At 64.9% G+C, this 21,214-nt stretch carries 24 protein-coding genes; 8 read left to right on the top strand and 16 right to left on the bottom strand.

Annotated features, from left to right (window positions below; translation table 11 throughout):
* Positions 1-196 precede the first annotated feature (196 nt).
* The 6 genes from GR328_RS17845 (at position 197) to GR328_RS17820 (ending at position 4,274) form a co-directional block, all read left to right on the top strand.
* Positions 197-748 (top strand): DUF2231 domain-containing protein, encoded by a 552-nt coding sequence (locus GR328_RS17845; RefSeq protein WP_160886127.1) that lies wholly within the window; start codon positions 197-199, stop codon positions 746-748.
* A 51-nt stretch (positions 749-799) separates the two neighbouring features.
* Positions 800-1,084 carry a porin gene (locus GR328_RS17840; RefSeq protein ID WP_160886125.1) on the top strand — a complete coding sequence of 95 codons (285 nt, stop codon included), beginning with the start codon at positions 800-802 and terminating at the stop codon, positions 1,082-1,084.
* A gap of 156 nt (positions 1,085-1,240) precedes the next feature.
* A complete protein-coding gene (locus GR328_RS28305) occupies positions 1,241-1,441 on the top strand; it encodes a four-helix bundle copper-binding protein (RefSeq protein WP_484502540.1) in 201 nt (66 codons plus the stop codon).
* Between the two features lie 434 nt (positions 1,442-1,875).
* Positions 1,876-2,760, top strand: coding sequence for a calcium-binding protein (locus GR328_RS17830; protein ID WP_160886123.1), 885 nt, complete (start codon positions 1,876-1,878; stop codon positions 2,758-2,760).
* Positions 2,761-2,862: 102 nt separating this feature from the next.
* The gene (locus GR328_RS17825; protein ID WP_160886121.1) at positions 2,863-3,969 is read left to right on the top strand and encodes a mechanosensitive ion channel family protein; all 1,107 of its coding nucleotides are present in this window, start codon (positions 2,863-2,865) and stop codon (positions 3,967-3,969) included.
* 149 nt (positions 3,970-4,118) lie between these two features.
* The gene (locus tag GR328_RS17820) at positions 4,119-4,274 is read left to right on the top strand and encodes a DUF1127 domain-containing protein (protein WP_160886119.1); all 156 of its coding nucleotides are present in this window, start codon (positions 4,119-4,121) and stop codon (positions 4,272-4,274) included.
* 197 nt (positions 4,275-4,471) lie between these two features.
* Here the strand turns inward: GR328_RS17820 and GR328_RS17815 are convergent, their stop codons facing one another.
* Entirely contained in the window at positions 4,472-5,230 is a 759-nt protein-coding gene (locus GR328_RS17815) for a glucose 1-dehydrogenase (RefSeq protein WP_160886117.1), read from the bottom strand.
* A 190-nt stretch (positions 5,231-5,420) separates the two neighbouring features.
* On the opposite strand from GR328_RS17815, the gene trmFO reads away from it, so the two are divergent.
* Entirely contained in the window at positions 5,421-6,839 is a 1,419-nt protein-coding gene (trmFO, locus tag GR328_RS17810) for a methylenetetrahydrofolate--tRNA-(uracil(54)-C(5))-methyltransferase (FADH(2)-oxidizing) TrmFO (protein ID WP_160886115.1), read from the top strand.
* A 215-nt stretch (positions 6,840-7,054) separates the two neighbouring features.
* On the opposite strand, the gene GR328_RS17805 is transcribed toward trmFO, so the two are convergent.
* The 5 genes from GR328_RS17805 to yajC form a co-directional block, all read right to left on the bottom strand.
* Positions 7,055-7,897, bottom strand: a complete 843-nt coding sequence (locus tag GR328_RS17805; protein WP_160886113.1) for a phytoene/squalene synthase family protein — start codon at positions 7,895-7,897, stop codon at positions 7,055-7,057.
* 1 nt (position 7,898) lies between these two features.
* Positions 7,899-8,285, bottom strand: a complete 387-nt coding sequence (locus GR328_RS17800) for an Mth938-like domain-containing protein (protein WP_160886111.1) — start codon at positions 8,283-8,285, stop codon at positions 7,899-7,901.
* Positions 8,286-8,289: 4 nt separating this feature from the next.
* Positions 8,290-9,228: a protein translocase subunit SecF gene (gene secF, locus GR328_RS17795; RefSeq protein ID WP_160886109.1), complete on the bottom strand. Its 939-nt coding sequence runs from the start codon at positions 9,226-9,228 to the stop codon at positions 8,290-8,292.
* Positions 9,229-9,240: 12 nt separating this feature from the next.
* A complete protein-coding gene (gene secD, locus GR328_RS17790; RefSeq protein WP_160886107.1) occupies positions 9,241-10,848 on the bottom strand; it encodes a protein translocase subunit SecD in 1,608 nt (535 codons plus the stop codon).
* Between the two features lie 87 nt (positions 10,849-10,935).
* Complete coding sequence (yajC, locus tag GR328_RS17785; protein WP_246215950.1) at positions 10,936-11,220, bottom strand: preprotein translocase subunit YajC; 285 nt, start codon at positions 11,218-11,220, stop codon at positions 10,936-10,938.
* Positions 11,221-11,505: 285 nt separating this feature from the next.
* On the opposite strand from yajC, the gene GR328_RS17780 reads away from it, so the two are divergent.
* Complete coding sequence (locus tag GR328_RS17780; protein ID WP_160886103.1) at positions 11,506-12,381, top strand: ATP-binding protein; 876 nt, start codon at positions 11,506-11,508, stop codon at positions 12,379-12,381.
* Between the two features lie 312 nt (positions 12,382-12,693).
* Here the strand turns inward: GR328_RS17780 and GR328_RS17775 are convergent, their stop codons facing one another.
* From GR328_RS17775 to GR328_RS17730, 10 genes are all read right to left on the bottom strand, one after another.
* A complete protein-coding gene (locus GR328_RS17775; RefSeq protein WP_343039416.1) occupies positions 12,694-13,731 on the bottom strand; it encodes a M23 family metallopeptidase in 1,038 nt (345 codons plus the stop codon).
* A gap of 172 nt (positions 13,732-13,903) precedes the next feature.
* Positions 13,904-14,584, bottom strand: coding sequence for a protein-L-isoaspartate O-methyltransferase family protein (locus GR328_RS17770; RefSeq protein WP_160886099.1), 681 nt, complete (start codon positions 14,582-14,584; stop codon positions 13,904-13,906).
* A gap of 11 nt (positions 14,585-14,595) precedes the next feature.
* The gene (gene surE, locus GR328_RS17765) at positions 14,596-15,357 is read right to left on the bottom strand and encodes a 5'/3'-nucleotidase SurE (protein WP_160886097.1); all 762 of its coding nucleotides are present in this window, start codon (positions 15,355-15,357) and stop codon (positions 14,596-14,598) included.
* A 1-nt stretch (position 15,358) separates the two neighbouring features.
* Positions 15,359-16,720 (bottom strand): serine--tRNA ligase, encoded by a 1,362-nt coding sequence (serS, locus tag GR328_RS17760; RefSeq protein ID WP_160886095.1) that lies wholly within the window; start codon positions 16,718-16,720, stop codon positions 15,359-15,361.
* Positions 16,721-16,820: 100 nt separating this feature from the next.
* On the bottom strand, positions 16,821-17,627 hold the full coding sequence (gene tatC, locus GR328_RS17755; protein ID WP_160886093.1) for a twin-arginine translocase subunit TatC: 807 nt from the start codon (positions 17,625-17,627) through the stop codon (positions 16,821-16,823).
* Positions 17,627-18,169 (bottom strand): Sec-independent protein translocase protein TatB, encoded by a 543-nt coding sequence (gene tatB, locus GR328_RS17750; protein ID WP_160886091.1) that lies wholly within the window; start codon positions 18,167-18,169, stop codon positions 17,627-17,629. Before tatB ends, tatC begins: the two co-directional genes overlap by 1 nt.
* Before the next feature lie 60 nt (positions 18,170-18,229).
* Complete coding sequence (locus GR328_RS17745; RefSeq protein WP_160886089.1) at positions 18,230-18,478, bottom strand: twin-arginine translocase TatA/TatE family subunit; 249 nt, start codon at positions 18,476-18,478, stop codon at positions 18,230-18,232.
* 56 nt (positions 18,479-18,534) lie between these two features.
* Entirely contained in the window at positions 18,535-19,659 is a 1,125-nt protein-coding gene (locus tag GR328_RS17740; protein ID WP_160886087.1) for an ABC transporter ATP-binding protein, read from the bottom strand.
* A complete protein-coding gene (gene scpB, locus GR328_RS17735) occupies positions 19,656-20,390 on the bottom strand; it encodes an SMC-Scp complex subunit ScpB (protein ID WP_160886085.1) in 735 nt (244 codons plus the stop codon). The genes GR328_RS17740 and scpB overlap by 4 nt, the downstream gene beginning before the upstream one ends.
* Positions 20,387-21,196, bottom strand: a complete 810-nt coding sequence (locus tag GR328_RS17730; RefSeq protein WP_160886083.1) for a segregation and condensation protein A — start codon at positions 21,194-21,196, stop codon at positions 20,387-20,389. Before GR328_RS17730 ends, scpB begins: the two co-directional genes overlap by 4 nt.
* Positions 21,197-21,214: the final 18 nt, after the last annotated feature.

Genomic DNA, 21,214 nt, shown 5'->3' with positions numbered 1-21,214 from the left:
AGCGCACCCCTTACCCTAGGTAATGATTGCTAGTGCTATCCTCGATTGGCCATCTGATGTCCACCCCCGCACAATATGCAGCTGCGCCACACAGGCAATGCATAAATGAAAGCGGGAACAAAGCCCAGGAACGAAGCCCAGGAACGAAGCCTTGGCCGCTGCATTCTTCTTCATATTGCATTCGATGGAGAGTTTCATGGGCCGCTATCACCGTCATGGGGTAGAAAGCACGGCAGCGATTGCCGGACATCCCCTCCACCATATGTTGATTGTCTTTCCCGTAGCTTTCCTGATCGGAGCTCTGGCTACGGATATCGCCTTCGTGAGCACCAACAATCCGTTCTGGGCCGAGGCATCCTACTGGCTGTTGATCGCAGGCATTGTCACGGCGCTCGTGGCGGCGGTCCCGGGCTTCATTGATTTCGTGACCATCGATCGCGTGCGCAGTCTCTGGATATCCTGGGCGCATATGGTCGCCAACCTGGTGGTAGTGGGCCTGGCTCTCGTGAACGTCGGCGTCCGCCTCGACGATCCGGTGGCGGGCGTTCAGGGATGGGGGCTCTGGCTCTCGGGCCTCCAGACACTGCTGCTGCTCTTCAGCGGCTGGCTCGGCGGTGAAATGGCCTACCGCTATCGCATCGGCGCGATCCAGGACGACAGCCCGAAAGCCGAACAGTTCCATGTGGAGGTTAACCGCACAGGGACAGCCCAGGCCGTCAACCGCCGCAGCGGCACGGGCCCCCTCTAAACTCCCGCCTCCATCTTTGCCGCCGGGCTTCCAGCGGCTAGAGTGGGGTTCATGAAGCACTCTGCCCTTATTCTCTCGACACTCCTGCTCAGCCTGGGCAACCCGGCCCAGGCGGCTTCCTCCTGCCCTCCCGGCTTCGCCATGCTTCAGGATTCGGACACATGCGTGCGCATCGGCGGCCGGGTCCGTGCCGAGACCATCGTCCGTTCCTCCCGCACCCGCAAAGCCGATACCGGGACGAGCCAGGCGAGCGGACGCGTTCAGATGGACGTCAGGAAACAAACGGATTACGGCCCCTTTCGCGCCTTCATCAGCGTGGAGGGCGTCCGACGCTGAGTTGCCGATCTCTTGAAGACACGTTCCAGGGGGACCATCTCGACGATCCTCTGTTGCACTGAGAGCCTGCGGCCCGGGAGCCCAGCCTGGCTCTCGGCGGAACAGCCACAACAGCAGAGGATACCGTGATGCACGCCCATGAGATGATCAGCACCCATCGCCACCCGCCGGACCGGGTCCAATGAGGACGTGATCCGCCACATGCTCAACGCCTGCATGGCAGCCTCCCGATTGTGCGGAGAAGAATGCGAACGCCATGCCGGAATGCACGAGCACTGCCGTGTCTGCGCCGATGCGTGCCGCCGCTGCGAACAGGCCTGTCAGCAGGCCCTGAACAACATGGGCGCCCGCCATTAGCCGTGGCGCGCCGAGCCTTGTACGCCAATGCAGAGGGGCCGGTTTCCGGTCCCTTTGCATTGGCATAGGAAGCGCAGGTTTGTTCTGCCGTCGTAAGGAGACGACTATGAGGTATTCGTATTCGTGGCGGCCTGCGCAAAAGCCGTGCTGCTCAACGGCAGAAGGACCAGTTTCTTCATGGACTGATCTCCACTCGACTAAAACGCGGATCATGTACGCAGACGCCAAATTCAGTCGCATTCTGCTTGAGCAAGAAACGGCATCAATACTCTAGGCAACACTCTAGGCAACTTGGTGAACGGCTGTTCATCTCGCACTCCCTCGCCGTTTACGAATCACTAACCACACCAAATCTTTTCCGCACCTATGCAGCTTACATTCAGAATGGTTCGCATAGATTGCCGTTATCGAGTAACAAACCAGGATGCGCCGTCATGGCAATCTTTCAGGCGTTCAATGCAGCAGGCGTCGGCTTCAACATGTCCAGCACCAGCCCTTCCGGCTGGTCGTTCGTCAGCGCCAATCCGTATGTCGATACCGTGAACATCTATGATGATGGCGATCTTGCCGTTTTCGACGTGTACGGCAGTTCCCTCGTCGACCGATACTCGGCCTGGTACTGGAGCAACGGATACGATGTGATCATCGATGACCTGCTCTATGAGAACAACGGCTATGCCGTTCTCTCGATCCAGAACCTCAACCTCTACACGACCGTCGACGATTTGAGCGCCTACGATTGGTACGTGGCTCTCAACAGGGGCCATGATACGTTCTACGGCAACGACTACAGGGACGTGATCCGTGGCGGTTACGGCAACGACATTGTCTATTCCTACGGCGGGGCGGACATTACCCTCGGCGATGCCGGGAGCGACAAGCTGTACGGGATGAACGGAGACGACGACCTCTACGGCGGCACCGGCCGGGACTATCTCAGCGGCGGCTACGGCAGCGATTATCTCAGCGGCGGCCTCGACAGCGACGCCTTGGTCGGCGGCGGCGGACGGGACTACTTCGTCTTCGATGCGACGCCCTCACGCACGAATATCGACACGATCACGGATTTCAGCCCTGTCTACGACACGATCATGCTCGACAACAGGATCTTCACGAGGCTTGGGCCGGACGGCTGGCTCTCCTCGGCCGCGTTCCGGACCGGCTCGGCCGCGGCGGATTCCAGTGACCGGATCGTCTACAACAAGGGCACCGGCGCCCTGCTCTACGATCCCGACGGACTCGGCGGCGCGGCGGCCGTCAAGTTCGCTCAGGTGAAGGCGGGGCTCGCCGTCACGAAGGCCGATTTCTACGTGCTCTAAGTCTCGGCGGCAGCCAGACGAGTCTCAGCCCCGGTCGGACCGGGGCTCTTCTTTCAGGGAACACCTGTCCCGGCTTGGCGTTGCGATCCCATGCAGGACATCATGCTGACCCTTACCACCGCTCTTGAGCGCTGGCAGAGCCTGTGGCCGAGCTGGCTTGTTAACATCACCTTCCTGGCCGTCGCAGCCCTTCTGCTTCTCTTCCTCCACTCCCTCCTCTTCAACGGCTTGCGCCTGGCATTGAGAGGAAGGCTCGCGGAGTTCGGCCGCAAGCTGCTGCACAGAATCGGCCCGCCGGCGAGGCTCGGCATCCTGGTGCTCGGCCTCGGCCTGGTGCTTCAGGCCCTGCCGAGGCGAAGCCCCAGCCTCGATCTCTTCGAGCGGGGCCTGCTCTTCGGCTTCATCATCTTCCTGGGCTGGAGCGCGATCGCCATCGTGAACACCGCCTCGGAGATCTATCTGCGCCGGGCGCTGAGAGGCTCCGAGGACAGTGTCCTGAGCCGCAAGCTCCTCACCCAGGTGCGCCTGCTGCGCCGAACGATCGTGTTCGGCCTCGGCTTTCTCACCTTCTCGGCGATGCTCATGACAATTCCCGCCGTCAGGCAATACGGGGTCAGCCTGTTCGCCTCAGCGGGCGTCGCGGGCCTGGCGGTCGGCCTGGCGGCGCGCCCGGTGCTCTCGAACCTGATCGCGGGCGTGCAGCTCGCCGTCGCCCAGCCGATCCGGCTCGGCGACGAGGTGCTCCTTGAAGGCGAGTTCGGCACGGTGGAGGAGATCCAGACCACCTATGTGGTCATCCGCCTGTGGGACTGGCGGCGTATGGTCGTCCCGCTCTCCTACTTCATGGAGAAGCCGTTCCAGAACTGGACACGGCAGTCGAATTCCCTTCTCGGGTCGGTCTTCTGGTATGTGGATTATACCACGCCCATCGAAAAGGTGCGGACCAAGTTCATGGAGATCCTGCAGGAATCGAAACTCTGGGACGGGCAGGTCGGCGTCCTGCACGTCACCGACGCCAAGGAGACCACCATCGAGATCAGGGGGCTCATGAGCGCAGCCTCCTCGGGCGCCTCGGTGGACCTTCGCAACGAGGTTCGGGAGAAGCTCATCACCTGGCTTCTGGAGGCATATCCGCAGGCGCTCCCCCGCACTCGGACTGAATTCGTGAGCCCTCGTCCGGAGACTGTGGCGGGAGTTCGGCCACATTAATGCGAGCTTAAGACGCTATGCTACTAAAGCATAACTGACCTACATTATTACCGCTCCTCTTTTGCGGCGCACAGGACTATATGCTGCATTGCACACGCAAGAACAAAGGCCGCCGGTCACAGGGGCCGGCTAACTGACAGGAGTTCCCAATGTTCGTGTCCTACATCCTCGCTAAAGTCCGCGCCTATCTGCGCTATCGCGAAACCGTCCGCGAGCTCTCCCTGCTTTCGGACCGCGAGCTCGACGATCTCGGCATCTCCCGCTTCCAGATCGAGAGCATCGCCCGCGAGCACGCTGTCGCGTAAAAATAGCTGCACCGCAGTAAAGCCAAAGATTCTCGCCCGCCACGAGCGGGCGTTTTCTTTTTGGACTGTTGCAGTTTTCAGCACGGCCGCGTCGTGGCCGTGCCCGCCCCCGACAGGAGCAACGTGGCGCCTCTCCCATCGAGATTAAGGCACAAGGCCGGTGATGACGGAGATGGCCGGTTGTGGCCGGGGGTGGATTAGCGCCCGCCCGATACCGGCAGATCCGCTCCGGTGATGTAGGAAGCCGCGTCGGACATCAGGAACAGCACGGCCTCGGCGATCTCCTCCGGCTCCCCGATCCGCTGCATGGGAATGAAGGGCTTCAGTCGCTCCAGCCGCCCCAGGTCCTGGGTGCTGCGCTCGTGAATGTCGGTGCGGGTCATGCCAGGAGAGACGGCGTTCACGCGAATGCCGTCGAGCGCCACTTCCCGGGAAAGCCCGATCGTCAGCGAGTCGATGGCGCCCTTGGAGGCCGCATACCAGACATACTCGCCCGGGCTCCCGAGCTTGGCGGCGACGGACGAGACGTTGACGATCGAGCCGCCTTGGCCACCCCGTCGGGTCGAGAGCCGCCGCACCGCTTCGCGGGCCACGAAGAGGGCACCGGTCACGTTGATGTCCACGCAGCTGCGCAGGACCTCCGCAGGGGTGTCCTCCAGGCGGCCGGACCGACCGGTGATGCCTGCGTTGTTCACGACATGGGAGAGTGGCCCCAAGCCTGCCTCGGCCTCGTCGAACATGCGCAGCACGTCCGCTTCAACGGCAACATCGCCCTGGCAGGCGACGGCCTGTGCGCCGGAGGCGCGGCAGACGGCAAGCACAGCCTCGGCGGCCTCGCGCTCGGAACGATAGGTGATCGCCACGTCATAGCCGCGAGAGGCCGCCAACTGCGCCACCGAGGCCCCTATGCCCCGGCTGCCGCCTGTAATAAGGACCACGGGCCGCTTGGATTGCATGGCGCCAACCTCTTCAAGAACAACGGCTCACCTTGACCAGGGCTCCCATGGGAGTCAACAAGACCGCAAGCATCGGGCCCAGAAGCGGACTGCACTTTGGGGATACGTCCGATACTCAAGTCTTTAAACGGCGCACCGCTCGGCGCGAAAAACCGGACCACTTTTCGCGCGATGCGCTAGGAGAACGACCATGAGCAAGATCGATCCCATTCACGTCATCGGCGGCGGCCTTGCAGGATCCGAAGCCACTTGGCAGATCGCGCAGGCCGGCGTCCCCGTCGTTCTGCACGAGATGCGCCCGGTGCGCGGAACCGACGCGCACAAGACGCAGGGCTTGGCCGAGCTCGTCTGCTCCAACTCCTTCCGCTCGGACGACGCGGAGACGAACGCCGTCGGCTTGCTGCATCAGGAGATGCGCACGCTCGGCTCCCTCATCATGGCCAAGGGCGACGCCAACCAGGTGCCCGCGGGCGGCGCGCTCGCGGTGGACCGCGACGGATTCTCCGACGCGGTGACGGCAGCCCTCGAAGCGCATCCGCTCGTCACCATCGAGCGCGGCGAGATCGCAGGCCTTCCTCCGGAAGACTGGTCTTCCGTCATCATCGCCACCGGCCCCCTCACCTCGCCCGCCCTGGCCGAGGCGATCCTCGAGCTCACGGGCGAGACCTCGCTCGCCTTCTTCGATGCCATCGCCCCCATCGTCTATCGCGAGTCCATCAACATGGACGTCGCCTGGTTCCAGTCGCGCTACGACAAGGTCGGCCCCGGCGGCACGGGCAAGGATTACATCAACTGCCCGATGACGAAGGAGCAGTACGAGGCCTTCGTGGACGCCCTGCTGGCGGGGGACAAGACCGAATTCAAGGAATGGGAGGCCAACACCCCCTATTTCGACGGTTGCCTGCCCATCGAGGTCATGGCCGAGCGTGGCCGTGAAACCCTGCGCCACGGCCCCATGAAGCCCGTGGGCCTCACCGATCCGCGCAACCCGGACGTGAAGCCCTATGCCATTGTGCAGCTGCGCCAGGACAATGCGCTGGGCACCCTGTTCAACATGGTGGGCTTCCAGACAAAGCTGAAATACGGCGCACAGACGGGCATCTTCCGCATGATCCCCGGCCTGGAGAACGCCGAGTTCGCGCGGTTGGGCGGCATTCACCGCAACACCTATCTGAACTCGCCGAAGCTCCTCGATCCGACCCTGCGCCTGAAGGCGATGCCGCGCCTGCGCTTCGCGGGCCAGATCACCGGCTGCGAGGGCTATGTGGAGAGCGCGGCGGTGGGCCTCATGACCGGCCGCTTCGCGGCCGCCGAGCGGCTGGGCCGTCCCATTCAGCCGCTGCCGCACACGACCGCCCTCGGCGCCCTGATCAACCACATCACGGGTGGGCACATCGAGACCATCGACGAGGGTCCGCGCTCCTTCCAGCCCATGAACGTGAATTTCGGCCTCTTTCCGCCGCTGGACCGCGCGCCGAAGGCGGAGGACGGCAAGCGCCTGCGCGGCTCGGCCAAGGCCATCGCCAAAAAGAAGATGCTGACCGACCGCGCCCGCGCCGATCTCGCGGCGTGGCTTGCCGCCGCGAACATGCCCGCTGCTGCGGAGTAAGGGACCTCATCCCTTTCATTCCGGGATTACGCAGCGGAATGAAAGGGACGACATTCCTCACATGATATCCGTCCATGTCATGGCCGGGCTCGCCCCGGCCATCCCGACGCGAAAAACGCCGCGCTTCAAGAAATTGGGGTCACTGGCCCAGGGCCGGTAATCGGAAGAGCGAAACGGCGCGGGAAGGAAAGACCGGGTGGGAGTGAGCGTTCCTTCTAGAACGGCCCGCGCCAGAGCGCCCAGATCTTTCGCCATTGCGGGAGATCCACGGGCGTGTGGAGCGGATCGTAGTCGCGCTTCTCCATGACCTTGAGGTAGGGCTCGACCAGCGCAAGGGGACGGAAGGCGGGCTCGGCCGCGGGGGGAATCGTCGGCCGCAGAGTTCTCGCCTGTTCGAGATGGCGGCGGGCAATGGCGCGCATGTCGGCGAGCGCGCCCATGAGACCCGGCCCGCCGCGCCCGGAGACGATGTCGTCGCGCACCACCCCGTGGCGGGCCAGGATATCGACGGGCATGTAGAGCTGTCCCTGCCGGGCGTGGAGCGGAAAGGCGCGCAGCAGCCCCGCAATGGCATAGGCTACGCCCGCGTGGCCCGCGGCATCCGCGGTTCCGGGATCCTTGCCCTCGGCAAGGATGATGCTCGCAAGTCGAATCAGGCTTGACGAGGTCTCGCCGCTGTAGCCCTCGAGATCGTTCAGGCTCGGCATGGGATCGTCGTAGAGATCGAACATCCGGGCATCGATCAGGTCTACAAGCGATTGCCGGGGCAGCCGGAACTTGACGATGACGTCGTCGAGGGCAGCCGCGACGGGATTGGCGCGCACGTCGCCCCTCGCCTCGCCCTGCAGCGCGTCACGCCACCATTGCAGGCGGATTTCGCCGAGCATCGGCTCGCGCACGGACTCCCGCACCCGGGCGATCTCGAAATTGAAGGCATGGAGCGCGTGGAGATAGGGCCGCTTGTCCTCCGGCGCGAGAAGGCTGGCGAAATACCGGTCCGGGTCGGCCTCTCGGACGAGCGCCTCGCAATGGGCGAAGTTGGCTTGCGGATCGGCCATGTCAGCCTACGGCGATGAGCGCTGCGGCAACTTTGCGGTTCTCCGCCAGCAGGATGTTGTAGGTTCGCGCGGCCGCTCCGGTCTGCATCACGTCGAGGCCGATGCCGGCCTCGAGGAACCGCGTGCGAAAGGCGCCCGGAAGCGCCGCGATGTCGGCCCCCGTCCCGAAGAGGAGAAGATCGATCTCCTCCGCCTCGGCGAGGATGGGGTCGAGCGCCTCGCCGCTCAGCTCCTTCATGGAGCCGACCGGCCAGGCCTTGATGCCCGAGGGCAGCGCGAGGATCGAGCCGCGATGGGACATGTCCGCGAAGCGAAAGCCGCCATTGCCGTACGCATCGATCTGGTGGCGTCCCGGGACGAAACCGTCATACAGGCGGCCATCGCTCATCGCATCACTCCGCGGCTGCGGCCTTGCCCTCCGGCACCTTCACGGCCTCGGATCCGCGCAGGCCGATATAGATCAGCATGGGCGAGGAGATGCAGATCGCCGAATAGGTGCAGATCACCACGCCGTAGAGCATGACCTGGGCGAAGCCCTGGATCGCCTGCCCCCCGAAAAGCACAAGAGCCAGCAGCGAAAGCGCCGTGGTCGCCGCGGTCATGATCGTACGGGACATGGTGTGGTTGATCGAGAGGTTCAACAGCTCCTCGGTCGGCATGGTCTTGTAGCGGCGCATGAGCTCACGGGTGCGGTCGAAAACCACCACGGTCTCGTTGAGGGAATAGCCCACGATGGTGAGAATCGCCGCGATCGAGGTCATGTTGAACTCGTGCCGCGTGATCACGAAGAAGCCGATGGTGAGCACGATGTCGTGCAGCGTGCCGATGATCGACGCGACAGCCAGTTCGCGCTCGAACCGGAACCAGAGGTAGAACAGAACCGCGAGCACAGAGAGCACGACGCCGATGGTGCCGGACTGAACGAGCTCGCCCGATACGCGCGGCCCCACTGTCTCGACGCGGCGGAAATCGTATTCGTTGCTGAAAGTGTCGCGCGCCTTCTGCACCACGCCCGCCTGCGCGGCCTCGCCGCCGGGCTGGATCGGGAAGCGCAGCGAGACTTCGCCCGCAGAGCCGAATTCCTGAACCTCCACGTCGCCGAAGCCGAAGCCCTCGGCAGTCTGGCGGATCTGGGCGACATCCGCCTGGCCTGACTTGGCCTGGATCTCCATCAGCGTGCCGCCCTTGAAGTCGATGCCGAAGTTGAGGCCGACCGTGAGGAGCATGATCGCCGTCGCGATCGAGATCAGCGCCGACAGCGGAAAGGAGAAGCGCCTGAAGCGCATGAAGTCGAAGCGGGAGTTTTCGGGCCAGAGGCGAACGAGGCGCACGATACGCACTCCTTAGAACGGAAGGGCTTTGGGACGCATCCACTGATACCAGAGCGCAATCATCATGCGCGTCAGGGTGACGGCGGTGATCACCGTCGTGAGGATGCCGAGAATGAACACGACCGCGAAGCCGCGAACCGGACCGGAACCGAGGAAGAACAGGATTACGGCCGCGATGGCCATGGTGCTGTTGGAATCCACGATGGTCGCGAAGGCGCGGTCAAAACCGGCCTGAATGCCGGACACGATGGACCGCCCGGAACGGACCTCCTCGCGGATGCGCTCGTAGATGAGAACGTTCGAATCCACGGCTGTGCCGATGGTGAGCACAATGCCCGCGATGCCGGGCAGGGTCAGTGTCGCTTCGAGCACGGACATGAGACCGAAGATCAAACCCACGTGCACGAGCAGCGCAATGTTCGCGATGAGGCCGAACACGCCGTATGTGGCGAACATGAAGAGCACAACGAAGATGCCGGCGACGTAGGTCGCTATCTTGCCGGCTTCGATGGAGTCGCGACCGAGACCGGGGCCGACGGTACGCTCCTCCACGATGGTGAGCTTGGCGGGCAGCGCGCCGGAGCGCAGCAGCACCGCGAGATTGTTCACCTGCTCGACCGTGAAGCTGCCGGAGATCTGGCCCGAGCCGCCGGTGATCGGCGACTGGATCGTGGGCGCGGAGATCACCTCGTTATCGAGGACGATGGCAAGCTGCCGCCCGAGGTTTTCCGTGGTCGCCTGCCCGAAGCGCTGCGCGCCGCGGATGTTGAAGCGGAAATTCACGATGGGCTGGTTGGTTTGCGGATCGAAGGCGGCCTGCGCATCCGTCAGGTCGCCGCCTTCGGCGATCACGCGGCGCTCGACGGGAACTCGCTGGCCGCCCGCCTCACGCATGGGGAGCATATCCACATCGGTTGCTCCCGGCTGCGCCAGCAGGCGGAATTCCAGATTGCCGGTTTCGCCGAGAAGGGCCTTGAGCTGCTGCGGATCCTGAAGGCCCGGAACCTGGACGAGCACCCGGTCCGCGCCCTGGCGCTGGATGCTGGGCTCGGTGGTGCCGGTGGCGTCGACGCGGCGGCGGATGACCTCGATGGATTGATCGACGGCACGGCGCACCCGGTCGTTGATGCCCGCATCCGTCAGGGTCAGCGTAATGACCCCATCGGGCCCCTCGTTCAGCGCGATGCTGGAATCGCCTGTCTGGCCGAGAACGGCGTTGCTGATAGGCTGAGCCAGCTCCCGCAGGCGCGGCATCAGACGCTCGCGGTCGGCGGCGTCCGGAACGCGGATCTGCACCCCGCGCTGAATGGTCTGGATGCCGTTTTGGGAAGCCACGCGGGTGTCGCGCAGGATTCGGCGCACGTCGTCACGCAACAGCGTGACCTGGCCGCGCACGAGATCCGCCTCGTCCACCTGAAGAAGAACGTGGGAACCACCCTGGAGGTCGAGGCCGAGCACGATGGCGCGCGAAGGCACCAGCCAGGACGGAACCCAGCTCGGAACCGCGTCCAGATACGCCTTGCGCTGCTCGGACGACATCAGGCTCGGAACTCCCAGCAGGAGTCCGATGATGATGAACGCCAGAGTGGCGATGATCTTCGACTTCGAGAAGCGCAGCATCGTCAGCTCAACCTTTCTCAAACGCTCTGGCCACACGTACCGTGCAGCTGACCGGCCCCAGGCTTGCGCCCAGGACCGGTCGTCCATTCAGGCCTTCACCGGCTCGGTCTTGGAGCGGACCTCGGCGATCATCGTGCGGGCCACCTTCACCTTCACGTTGTCGGCGATCTCGACCTCGATATCGGCCGAGTCCTCCAGCACCTTCGAGACCTTGCCGATGATGCCGCCGGAGGTGACGACCGTGTCGCCGCGGCGCACGTTCTTGATCATCTCCTGGTGCGCCTTCACCCGGCGCTGCTGCGGGCGGATGATCAGGAACCACATGATCACGAAGATGAGAATGAACGGGACGAACTGGATGATGGCATCCATTCCGCCCCCGGCAGCGGGGGCCCCTTGTGCGAAAGCAGGTGAGATGAACAAGCGGCTCTCCATGGATAAAGGCGCGAGGCAGGCCCTCTCCTAGAGCCCACCCGCGCCATACGGGACTGAAAGTGGGCGGACTATACCGATCGACTCCACGAAATCAATGAAGTTGAAAGCCTTTCCCAAGGCTCCTGCGGGCCTTTTCGAGTCCGTCCATGGACCGGGGAGCCATTTTTGCGCTAAGCACGGCCTCGAGATTTCTTTTTCACCTTTTCTCGAAGTCAGGCGCCGATGTCCGCAGATCCCACCTCCTCCGAGTCCCTCTCCCTCCTGAAGCGCATCGCCGACGCACTGGAACGTCTGGCCCCCGTCGCGGCGCCGGTGGCGGATTTCACGGCGGCGGACGCCTTCGTCTGGCATGCGGCGGGCCGCAGGCTCTCCCCCGTGCCCAAGGTCAACCGGGTCGAGATGAACCTGCTCAGGGGCATCGACCGGGTTCGCGATCAACTGGCGGAGAACACCGCGCGCTTCGCCAAGGGGCTGCCCGCCAACAACGCCCTGCTCTGGGGAGCCCGGGGCATGGGCAAGTCGTCCCTGGTGAAGGCGGTCCATGCGGAGATCAACACCACGAAAGGGGCGGACGCCCGCCCGCTGAAGCTCATCGAGATCCACCGGGAGGATATCGAAACCCTGCCCGACCTCATGGGCCTCCTGCGCTCCGACCCGCATCGCTTCATCGTCTTCTGCGACGACCTGTCCTTCGATACGGACGACACCTCCTACAAGTCCCTCAAGGCGGTGCTGGAGGGCGGCATCGAGGGGCGCCCCGACAACGTGATCTTCTATGCCACGTCCAACCGCCGCCACCTGCTCCCCCGGGACATGGTGGACAACGAGCGCTCCACCGCCATCAACCCGGGCGAAGCCGTGGAAGAGAAGGTGTCGCTCTCCGACCGCTTCGGCCTGTGGCTCGGTTTCCACAAATGCAGCCAGGACGAATATCTCGACATGGTCTTCGGCTATGTGGACCATCTCGGCCTCGGCGGCGACCGCGACGCCATCCGGGCCGAGGCCCTCGAATGGGCGACGACTCGCGGCGCGCGCTCCGGCCGCACGGCCTGGCAGTTCATCCAGGATCTCGCCGGGCGTATGGGGAAGGCGATCTGAGCGCCCTTCGGAGCGAATAACAGCGCTCCATGTCGGGGCTGGCCTCGTCCCGAGAAACCGATGCGAAGAGCGCAAGCGCTCCAGTGGACCGTCATCATCAGCCTTGGTGTCCGGTGATGACGAGGCGGGGATGACGAGGAACGCCCCGTTGGGGGCCTCATTCGGTCTCCCCGCCCTTCACCCACCGCAGGGGGCGGGGCAACCTTGCGGGATCTGACATAACCTAAACGTCAAAGGGACGGTGGCTGAGCTCCACCGTCCCCTCGCTGATCGGCCTCGGGTCTCGAAAGCCAATCCAAACTGGAGCTGAGGTCAGTCGGCCAGATGCTTGATCGGATCGACCGGGGTTGCGCCCTTGCGGATCTCGAAATGCAGCTGCGGCGAGGTCACGTTGCCAGTCTGGCCCGCGATGGCGATCACCTGGCCGCGCTTGACCTGATCGCCGCGCTTCACATTGAGTGCGCTGTTGTGGGCGTAGGCCGTGACGTAGCCGTTGTCGTGGCGGACTAGGATGAGATTGCCGTAGCCCTTCACCTCGCTGCCCGCATAGGTCACGGTGCCGGCCTCGGCGGCCTTCACGGGCGTACCCTCGGGAACGGCGATGTTGATGCCCTCGTTGCCGCCATTGGCGCCGAATCCCGCGATGACACGGCCGCGGGCCGGCCAACGGAAATTGCCGGGCGACAGGCTCGCCGTCTGCTCGGGCTCCTTCACCGGGGCCTTAACGGTCTGGGGCTGAGGAGCGGGCTCGGGAGCCGGAGCGACCGTCTGCGTGGCGGCAGGAGCGGACTTCACGGGCTGGGGCTCGATGGCGGCCACTTTCTGAGACTCGACGGGACGTGCCGGGGACACCAGGGGACGCGCGGGCGACACCAGCGGCTCGTCCGTGGCCGAGGCGACCTGCTGGACAGGAACCGGCTTCGTCTGGACCGGAGCGGGAGCAGCAGCCGCCGTCTGCATGCCGGGGCGCGTACGCCGGACCGGCTCGACCGGGACAGGCTGGTCGGAGGTGGCGACCTTCGTCTGATCCACGAAGCGCATCTTCGGCTGAGCGGGAGGCGGCGACAGCGGCGCAGGGCGCGGCTGCTGGACCGGGGCGGCGGCCATGCGCGAGGAATGAGACAGCGGCTGAGCCTGCACCGGCGGAAGCGCCTGCGCCTGAACGGAAGGGGTCGGCAACGGAGCCGCCGCGTAGGACGGAGCCCCGGCATAGGACGGAGCATTCTGGGATGCAGTGGGCGTACCGGGCGCGATGCGCTCGCTGTTGGCGAACGGATTGGAGAACGGATTCTCCGCAAACCGCATGGTGTCGCCGCTACAGGCCGCCGCCGCAGAGCCGATCAAACTCACCAAAGCGATTCGCGACGCCGCACCCCACTGACCAGAACACACACGCAAACGCATGACTCAATTACCCCAACCGCACGCAACTTGATGAGGCCATTAAAACGCTGTTCAGGTTAAGCAACGGTTGACGCCATGAAAAATGTCGTAACCGTGTCGCGAAATTTTTTCGATTCGATCAGAGTGTTGCCGCAATGCCGGTAACCAGCCGGGAAATGCGCAAAGGCGCACCGAGTGTCTCGCTGAATTCGCCATCCTGCAGACGGTCGATCCGGATGAGGCGCGGTCCGTCTTCTTGCGCCAGCGCGCCTACGAGACGCCCTCCGGGGCCGAGCAGCGCCGTCAGCGCCGCCGGAATCTCCGGCCGCGCTCCGTTGAGCAGGATGCGATCGAACCGGTCGCGCACGCGCGCCGCGAGGCCGTCGCCGACCTCCACGCGCACCCTGCCCGCCTCGACGATCTTCAGATGCTGGACCGCGCCGTCGGCAAGGGTGTTGAACCGCTCGACACTCGTCACCTCCGCTCCGAGATGCGCCATGAGCGCGCTCACATAGCCGGTGCCCGTGCCGATTTCGAGTACGCGCTGCCCCGGCGCGACGCCCAACGCCAGGAGCATGGCCGCCACCGTGCCGGGCGCCGTCATCGTCTGTCCGCAGGGAAGCGGCAGGGCGATGTCCGTGCGCGACAAGTCACGGAAGCGCCGCGGTGCGAACACGTCCCGCGGGACGAGCTCCATGGCTCGCAGCAGCGCCGTGTCGCGAATGCCCTTCGCGCGCAAGGACAGAATGAAGGATGCGACGCCGATCGCCTCCTGCTCGTCGCGGGCTCCCGCTTCTGAGAGGAAAGGCTCCTGGGTCATCCCGGGATCTCTCACCCGAAGGCCTGAGCGTAGCGGGTGAGCGTGGGCTCGTCGGTCATGTCGATGCGCAAGGGCGTCACCGCGATCCGCTTGCGGGCAAGCGCCCAGAGATCCGTCCCGTTGCCGGGTTCGAACGGACCGCGCTCGAAGGCGATCCAGTAATAGGGATTGCCCCGCCCGTCGACGCGCGCATCGAGGCGCAGAAGCTCCTGGGTGCGCTGCCCCTGGTTGACCACCGCCGTACCCTGAACGTCGTCCGGCTCGCAATCCGGAAAGTTGACGTTGACCAGGATGCCCCTGTCGATGCCGGCATCCAGGATCTTGCGAATGACCTTGGGCCCGTGATGTTCGGCGCATTGCCATTTCAAGGCATTGCGGCTTCCGGCGCTATAAGCCTGCGAAAGCGCGATGGAGGGAATCCCGAGCAGAGTGCCTTCGATGGCTCCCGCGACCGTGCCGGAATAGGTCACGTCCTCGGCCGCGTTCTGCCCGCGATTGACGCCCGAGAGCACGAGATCGGGCCTGTGCTCGCGCATCAGCTCGCGCACGCCCATGATCACGCAGTCCGTCGGCGTGCCCTTCACGGCGAAATGCCGCTCCGAGATCTCGCGCAGGCGCAGGGGATCGTTGAGGGAGAGCGAATGGGCGACTCCGCTCTGGTCCGTTTCGGGAGCCACCACCCACACGTCGTCCGACAGGGCGCGGGCAATGGCCTCCAGGGTCTTCAGCCCCGGAGCGTGGATGCCGTCGTCGTTGGTGCAGAGAATACGCATGTCAGACCCCGCGCTCGATGCGGGCGAGACCTCCCATATATGGCTGCAGGGCCGCCGGGACCGTGACGCTGCCATCCTCGTTCTGGTAGTTCTCCAGGACCGCGACGAGCGTGCGCCCGACCGCGAGGCCCGAGCCGTTGAGCGTGTGCACGAAGCGCGGCGACTTGCCGGAGGCCGGGCGGTAGCGGGCATTCATGCGGCGGGCCTGGAAATCGGAGCAGACGGAGCAGCTCGAAATCTCGCGATACATACCCTGCCCCGGCAGCCAGACCTCGATGTCGTAGGTCTTGGTGGACGAGAAGCCCATGTCGCCCGTGCAGAGGGTCATGGTGCGGAACGGCAGCTCCAGCTTCTTGAGCACGTTCTCGGCGCAGGCGAGCATGCGCTCGTGCTCGTCGGCCGAGGTTTCCGGCGTGGTGATCGAGACGAGCTCGCATTTCACGAACTGGTGCTGGCGGATCATGCCACGGGTGTCGCGACCGGCGGAACCGGCCTCCGCTCGGAAGCTCGGCGTGAGCGCGGTGAAACGCAGGGGCAGTTCCTCTTCCGTGAGGATCTGCTCGCGCACGAGATTGGTGAGCGTGACTTCAGCCGTCGGGATCATTCCGTAGCGGGCATCCTTGATCATTTTCCGGACGGCATCGCGCGGCTGTCCTTCGAAAGCAGCGGAAACGGCCTCTTCGAGTGAAGAGCCCGAGAAAGCCCAGAACTGATCGTCCTCGAACTTCGGCAGCTGCGCCGTGCCGAACATGGTCTCGTCGCGCACGAGCAAGGGCGGGTTCACCTCCGTGTAGCCGTGCTCGGTCGTATGCAGATCGATCATGAACTGGCCGAGCGCGCGCTCCAGGCGGGCGAGCTGGCCTTTCAGGATCACGAAGCGCGCGCCCGAAAGCCTGGCGGCGGTTTCGAAATCCATCAGCCCGAGGGCTTCGCCGATTTCGAAATGCTGCTTGGCGCTGTTGATCGACGCGGGCGTGCCGAACCGGTGGAGCTCCACGTTCCCGTGCTCGTCGGCCCCGACCGGCACCTCGTCCTTCGGGATGTTCGGGATCACCGCGAGAGCCTCGTACAGGGCCTTGTCGGCGGCGCTCTCGGCCTGTTCCAGCTCGGGCATCGATTCCTTGATGCGGGCCACCTCGGCCATCAGTTCCTGCGCGCGCGCCTCGTCCTTCTTAGCCTTGGCTTGGCCGATCTCCCTGGACAGGGCATTGCGGCGCTCGGTAGCGGCCTGCAGCGCCGAGACAGCGCTTTTCCGGGCATCGTCGAGGGCGATCAGGCGCTCGGACAAGGGCTCCATGCCCCGGTTCCTGAGGCCTTTGTCGAAAGCCGCGGGATTCTCGCGGATGGAACGGATGTCGTGCATGGGACTGACTCGAAGCCTGCTGAAGTGAAGCAGCCTGCCCTTAGCACAGACCGCCCCTGTCACGCCAAGGATGGACGGCCTGTCGAGAGGCTTTGAAGCCCTACCCTTCCGCCGCGCGTGCGGCCTCGGCTTCCGCACGCCTCTTCTCGACCATGCGGACGGAGAAGATGGACGCCTCGTAAAGAAGCAAGGTGGGGACCGCAAGGGCGAACTGGCTGATCACGTCCGGGGGCGTCAGGACCGCCGCAATCACGAACACGATCACGATGGCATAGCGCCGCTTGCTCTTGAGGAACTCCGAATCGATGATCCCGGCGCGGGCCAGGAGGGTGAGGATAACCGGCAGCTGAAAGCAGATGCCGAAGGCGAAGATCAGGGTCATGATCAGCGACAGGTATTCGCTGACCTTCGGCAGGAACTCGATCGCCGGCGCGTTGTCCGTCGCCAGTTGCTGCATGCCGACCGAGAATCGCATCAGCAGCGGCATGGCAATGAAGTACACGCAGGCTGCGCCGACGGCGAAGAGAACCGGCGTCGCGACGAGATACGGCAGGAAGGCGCGCCGCTCATTCTTGTAGAGGCCCGGCGCCACGAACTTGTAGATCTGGGCGGCGATTACCGGAAAGGCCAGGAAGCCGGCCCCGAAGGCCGCCACCTGAATCTGCGTGAACAGGTACTCGAGGCCGTGCGTATACACGAGGTGGGCCTTCTCCGGAGAGCCGACCGCCAGCACATAGGGCCACACGAGGGCGTTGTAGATGTACTTCGCCACAGCGAAGCAGATGAAGAACATGATGACGAACGCCGCCATCGCCTTAATCAGGCGCGAGCGCAGCTCGGTGAGATGCTCGATCAGAGGCGCGCGCGATGCCTCGACCTCATCCTCTTCAATTGGGGCGCTGGTCATCAGGCCTTTGCGTCCTGTTTCTCGGGAGCTGCTTTTGCAGCGGCGGCCGCTTTCTGCGCCTCGACCTCTGCCTCACGGCGGAGGGATTCGGCAATGGCTTGCGCGGGGTCGTCCACCGGCGGCGGCGGCAGATCGATCAGCGGGTCGGCCGGCGCGGGAGCGCGGCCTTCCACAATGGCCTGGATCGACGCGTCGCCCGGCGGCTGCTGCCCAGGCGCTTCTGATCCGGACGTTTCGGATGCGCCCGTAGCCGGCTTCTCGACGGCGTCCTTCAGCTCATCCCGGATCGTCTGGATCGGATTGAAATTCGTATTGAGGGAGGAGACGGAGTCGTTCACGCCCTGGAGCTGCTTCTTGACGTCGTCGAGCTCGGCCTCGCGCATGGCCTCGTTGAACTGCCCCTGGAACTCCGCCGCCATCCGGCGAAGCTTGGCCGTGACCTGTCCCACCGTCCGCAGGGCGCGCGGCAGGTCCTTCGGGCCAATCACGATCAGCGCGACAGCGCCGATCACCATGACCTCACCCCAGCTCATGTCCAACATGGCGTGGCCTCGACCCTGCCTTTACTCACCGCGGCCACGCTCGTGGCCGCCACTGAAAGCTCAACCGACCTTGTGATCCGTAGTCGCGGCATTCGTCTGCGTGCCGGTAGCACCGGCCTGATGGTCGATCGTGCGCACCGGCTCGGAAGGCTGCACCGGCTTCGGGGTATCGTCCTCGGACATGCCCTTCTTGAAGGCCTTGATGCCCTTTGCGACATCGCCCATCAGGTCGGAGATCTTGCCGCGTCCGAACAGCAGGACAACGATCAGACCCACAACGATCCAGTGCCAAATACTAGCGCCACCCATGGCAATCCTCCTGCGCCTGGAAAGGCGCGGCTTTGGAATATGAACTTGCGGCCAACCTATGCGTCCGACGCGGCGAAAACAAGGACATCCTTTGGTCCAACATCGATGCCCACATCTTGCCCTTCCTTCAGGCCAACAAGATCGTGAACGCGGGCCTGGAGCGGACGGTCGAGTCCGGGAACATCGATATGCACCAGATCGACCTCGCCGAGGAAGCGGCGTGACACCACACGGCCAGGCAGGCAGAAGCCGGGCGGCTTCAGCCGCACCCCCTGCGGCCGCACGCAGACGATCGCCGGGCCGTCGGGCAGATGCGGGGCCGGGAACACGCCTACGGGGCAGGTCGCCTGCCCGTTGCGCACATGGCCTTCGATCTCGTTGAAATCGCAGAAGAAGCGCGCCGCGAACAGATTTGCCGGCTTGCGGTAGATCTCCTCGGCGGATCCCTGCTGAACGATGCTCCCTGAGCGCATCAGCACGATCCGGTCCGCGATCCGCATGGCCTCTTCCGGGTCGTGCGTGACCACGATGGTCGTGGCGCGCGTTTCCCGCAGGATCGCGACGGTCTCGTCCCGGATGGCGTCGCGCATCCGTCTGTCCAGGTTGGAAAACGGCTCGTCCATGAGCAGCACGCCGGGCCGCGGTGCGATGGAGCGCGCCAGGGCCACCCGCTGCTGCTCGCCGCCGGAGAGCGTGTGAGGAAAATCGTTCGCGTAGTGCTCGAGTCCCACGCGGGATAGAGCGCGGCGCGCGGCGATGTCGGCCTCAGAGGCCGTCAGGTCCTTAAGGCCGAACATCACGTTCTGCAGGATCGTCATGTGCGGAAACAGGGCGTAGTCCTGGAACATGAGGCCGATACCCCGCCGCTCCGGCTCAACGAAGTTCCTCTCGCCGCTGACCTCACGGCCATCCATGAACACCCGGCCCGAGGAGGGAGCCTCCACCCCCGCCGCGATGCGCAGGAGCGTGGTCTTGCCGCAGCCCGAGTGACCGAGGAGGCAGACGAGTTCCCCCGGCTCGACCGTCAGCGAGACGCCGTTGAGGGCCTGAGTGGCGTCGTAGGTCTGGACGATGTTCTCGAAGGAAAGCTGAGCCGGAATCGACGCGCCCGCCGTACCACGCTGGCCCCATCGGGGCAGCCTGAAACGGTCGCGCGCGGACACGGCGGGCCTGTCGCTCATCCCTCGCTGCTCTCCCGGGTCTCGGTCCGGTGCATTTCGAGCGGTTCCTGGACCGGATCGTCGTGCTCCAGGGGATCCTCGTCCTCGCGCAGGGCTTCCGCATCGGAGGGAACCGGCACGGACATATCAGAGGGAACGCGCCCCTCGATGAAGCCTGCGCCCTTCAACTCCTCGAGGCCGGGGAGGTCCTCGATGGCGTCGAGGCCGAAATGCTCCAGGAAGGCGGGCGTGGTGCCGTAGGTCACGGGGCGGCCCGGCACCTTGCGGCGGCCGCGGAGGCGGATCCAGCCGGTTTCGAGGAGAAGGTCGAGAGTGCCCTTGGAGGTGGCGACGCCGCGGATCTCCTCGATCTCGGCGCGGGTCACCGGCTGATGATAGGCGATGATCGACAAGGTTTCCATGGCGGCCCGGGAGAGCTTGCGCTGCTCGACCACGTCGCGGGCCAGCACGAAGGCGAGGTCGCTCGCCGTCCGGAAGGCCCATCTGCCCGCGATGCGCACCAGATTGACGCCCCGAAGCGCATAATGCTCCTGAAGATCCTGAAGGATCTTCTCGATATCCGCGCCTTCCGGCAGACGGCCCGCCAGCTCCTCGGCGCTCAGCGGCCCGGCCGAGGCGAACAGAAGCGCCTCGGCGATGCGAATCGCCTCGCCGTGATCGGGCACGAGGCGCTCGGCCGCGTCCTCCGCGGACGCTTCCGTAGCCTGCATGTCCGCTGTTTCATCCATCATGACGGGGCTCCTGTCTCGGCCGGGTCGGAGACGGGCTTGACCCAAACCGGAGCGAAGGCTTCATCCTGCCTGACCGTGAGCTTGCCCTCGCGGACCATCTCCAGGGTCGCGGACAGGGCTGAGGCCAAAACGGTCGGCCGCATGGCCGGCTCGACCATGTATTCCATGAGATAGGTTTCGAGCGTCACCCAGTCGTTCAAGTGGCCGACGAGGCGTTCCAGGGTCTGGCGCGCATCGATCAGCGACCAGACGGTCCGCTTGTGCAGGGACACTTTGCTGTTGAACTGCACCTGCCTCTGCTGCGCATAGGCCCTGAGCAGGTCGTAGAGGGTGGCCTCGTAGCGGGCATTCCGGTTGACGACCACGGGCTCGGGCGCGCCGCGGGCGAACACGTCGCGGCCCAGGAGCGAACGCTCGCCGAGCTTCTTGGCGGCCTCGCGGATGGCCTCCAGCCGTCTCAGGCGCAGGGCCAGGGCGGTGGCCAGTTCCTCTGCGCTCGGCTCCTCTCCCTTCGGTGGTTCGGGCAGCAGCAGGCGCGACTTGAGATAGGCAAGCCAGGCCGCCATCACGAGGTAATCGGCCGCGAGCTCCAGGCGCATGCGGCGCGCCTCCTCGACGAAGGCGATGTACTGTTCGGCCAGGGCCAGGATCGAAATGCGGTGCAGGTCCACCTTCTGGCGGCGGGCCAGCTCCAGCAGCAGGTCGAGGGGTCCTTCGAAGCCGTCCACGTCGACGAGGAGCGCGGGCTCGCTCTCCGCGCGATCGGCGGCGGGCTCGGCATCCTCGAACGGTAGGGGCTTGGCCATGACGGTACTCGACTGGAC

This window comes from Microvirga makkahensis, from assembly GCF_009830105.1.
Lineage (GTDB): Bacteria > Pseudomonadota > Alphaproteobacteria > Rhizobiales > Beijerinckiaceae > Microvirga > Microvirga makkahensis.
The sequence above is the reverse complement of the archived record's forward strand: the minus strand, read 5'-3'. Positions and strand labels throughout refer to the sequence as shown.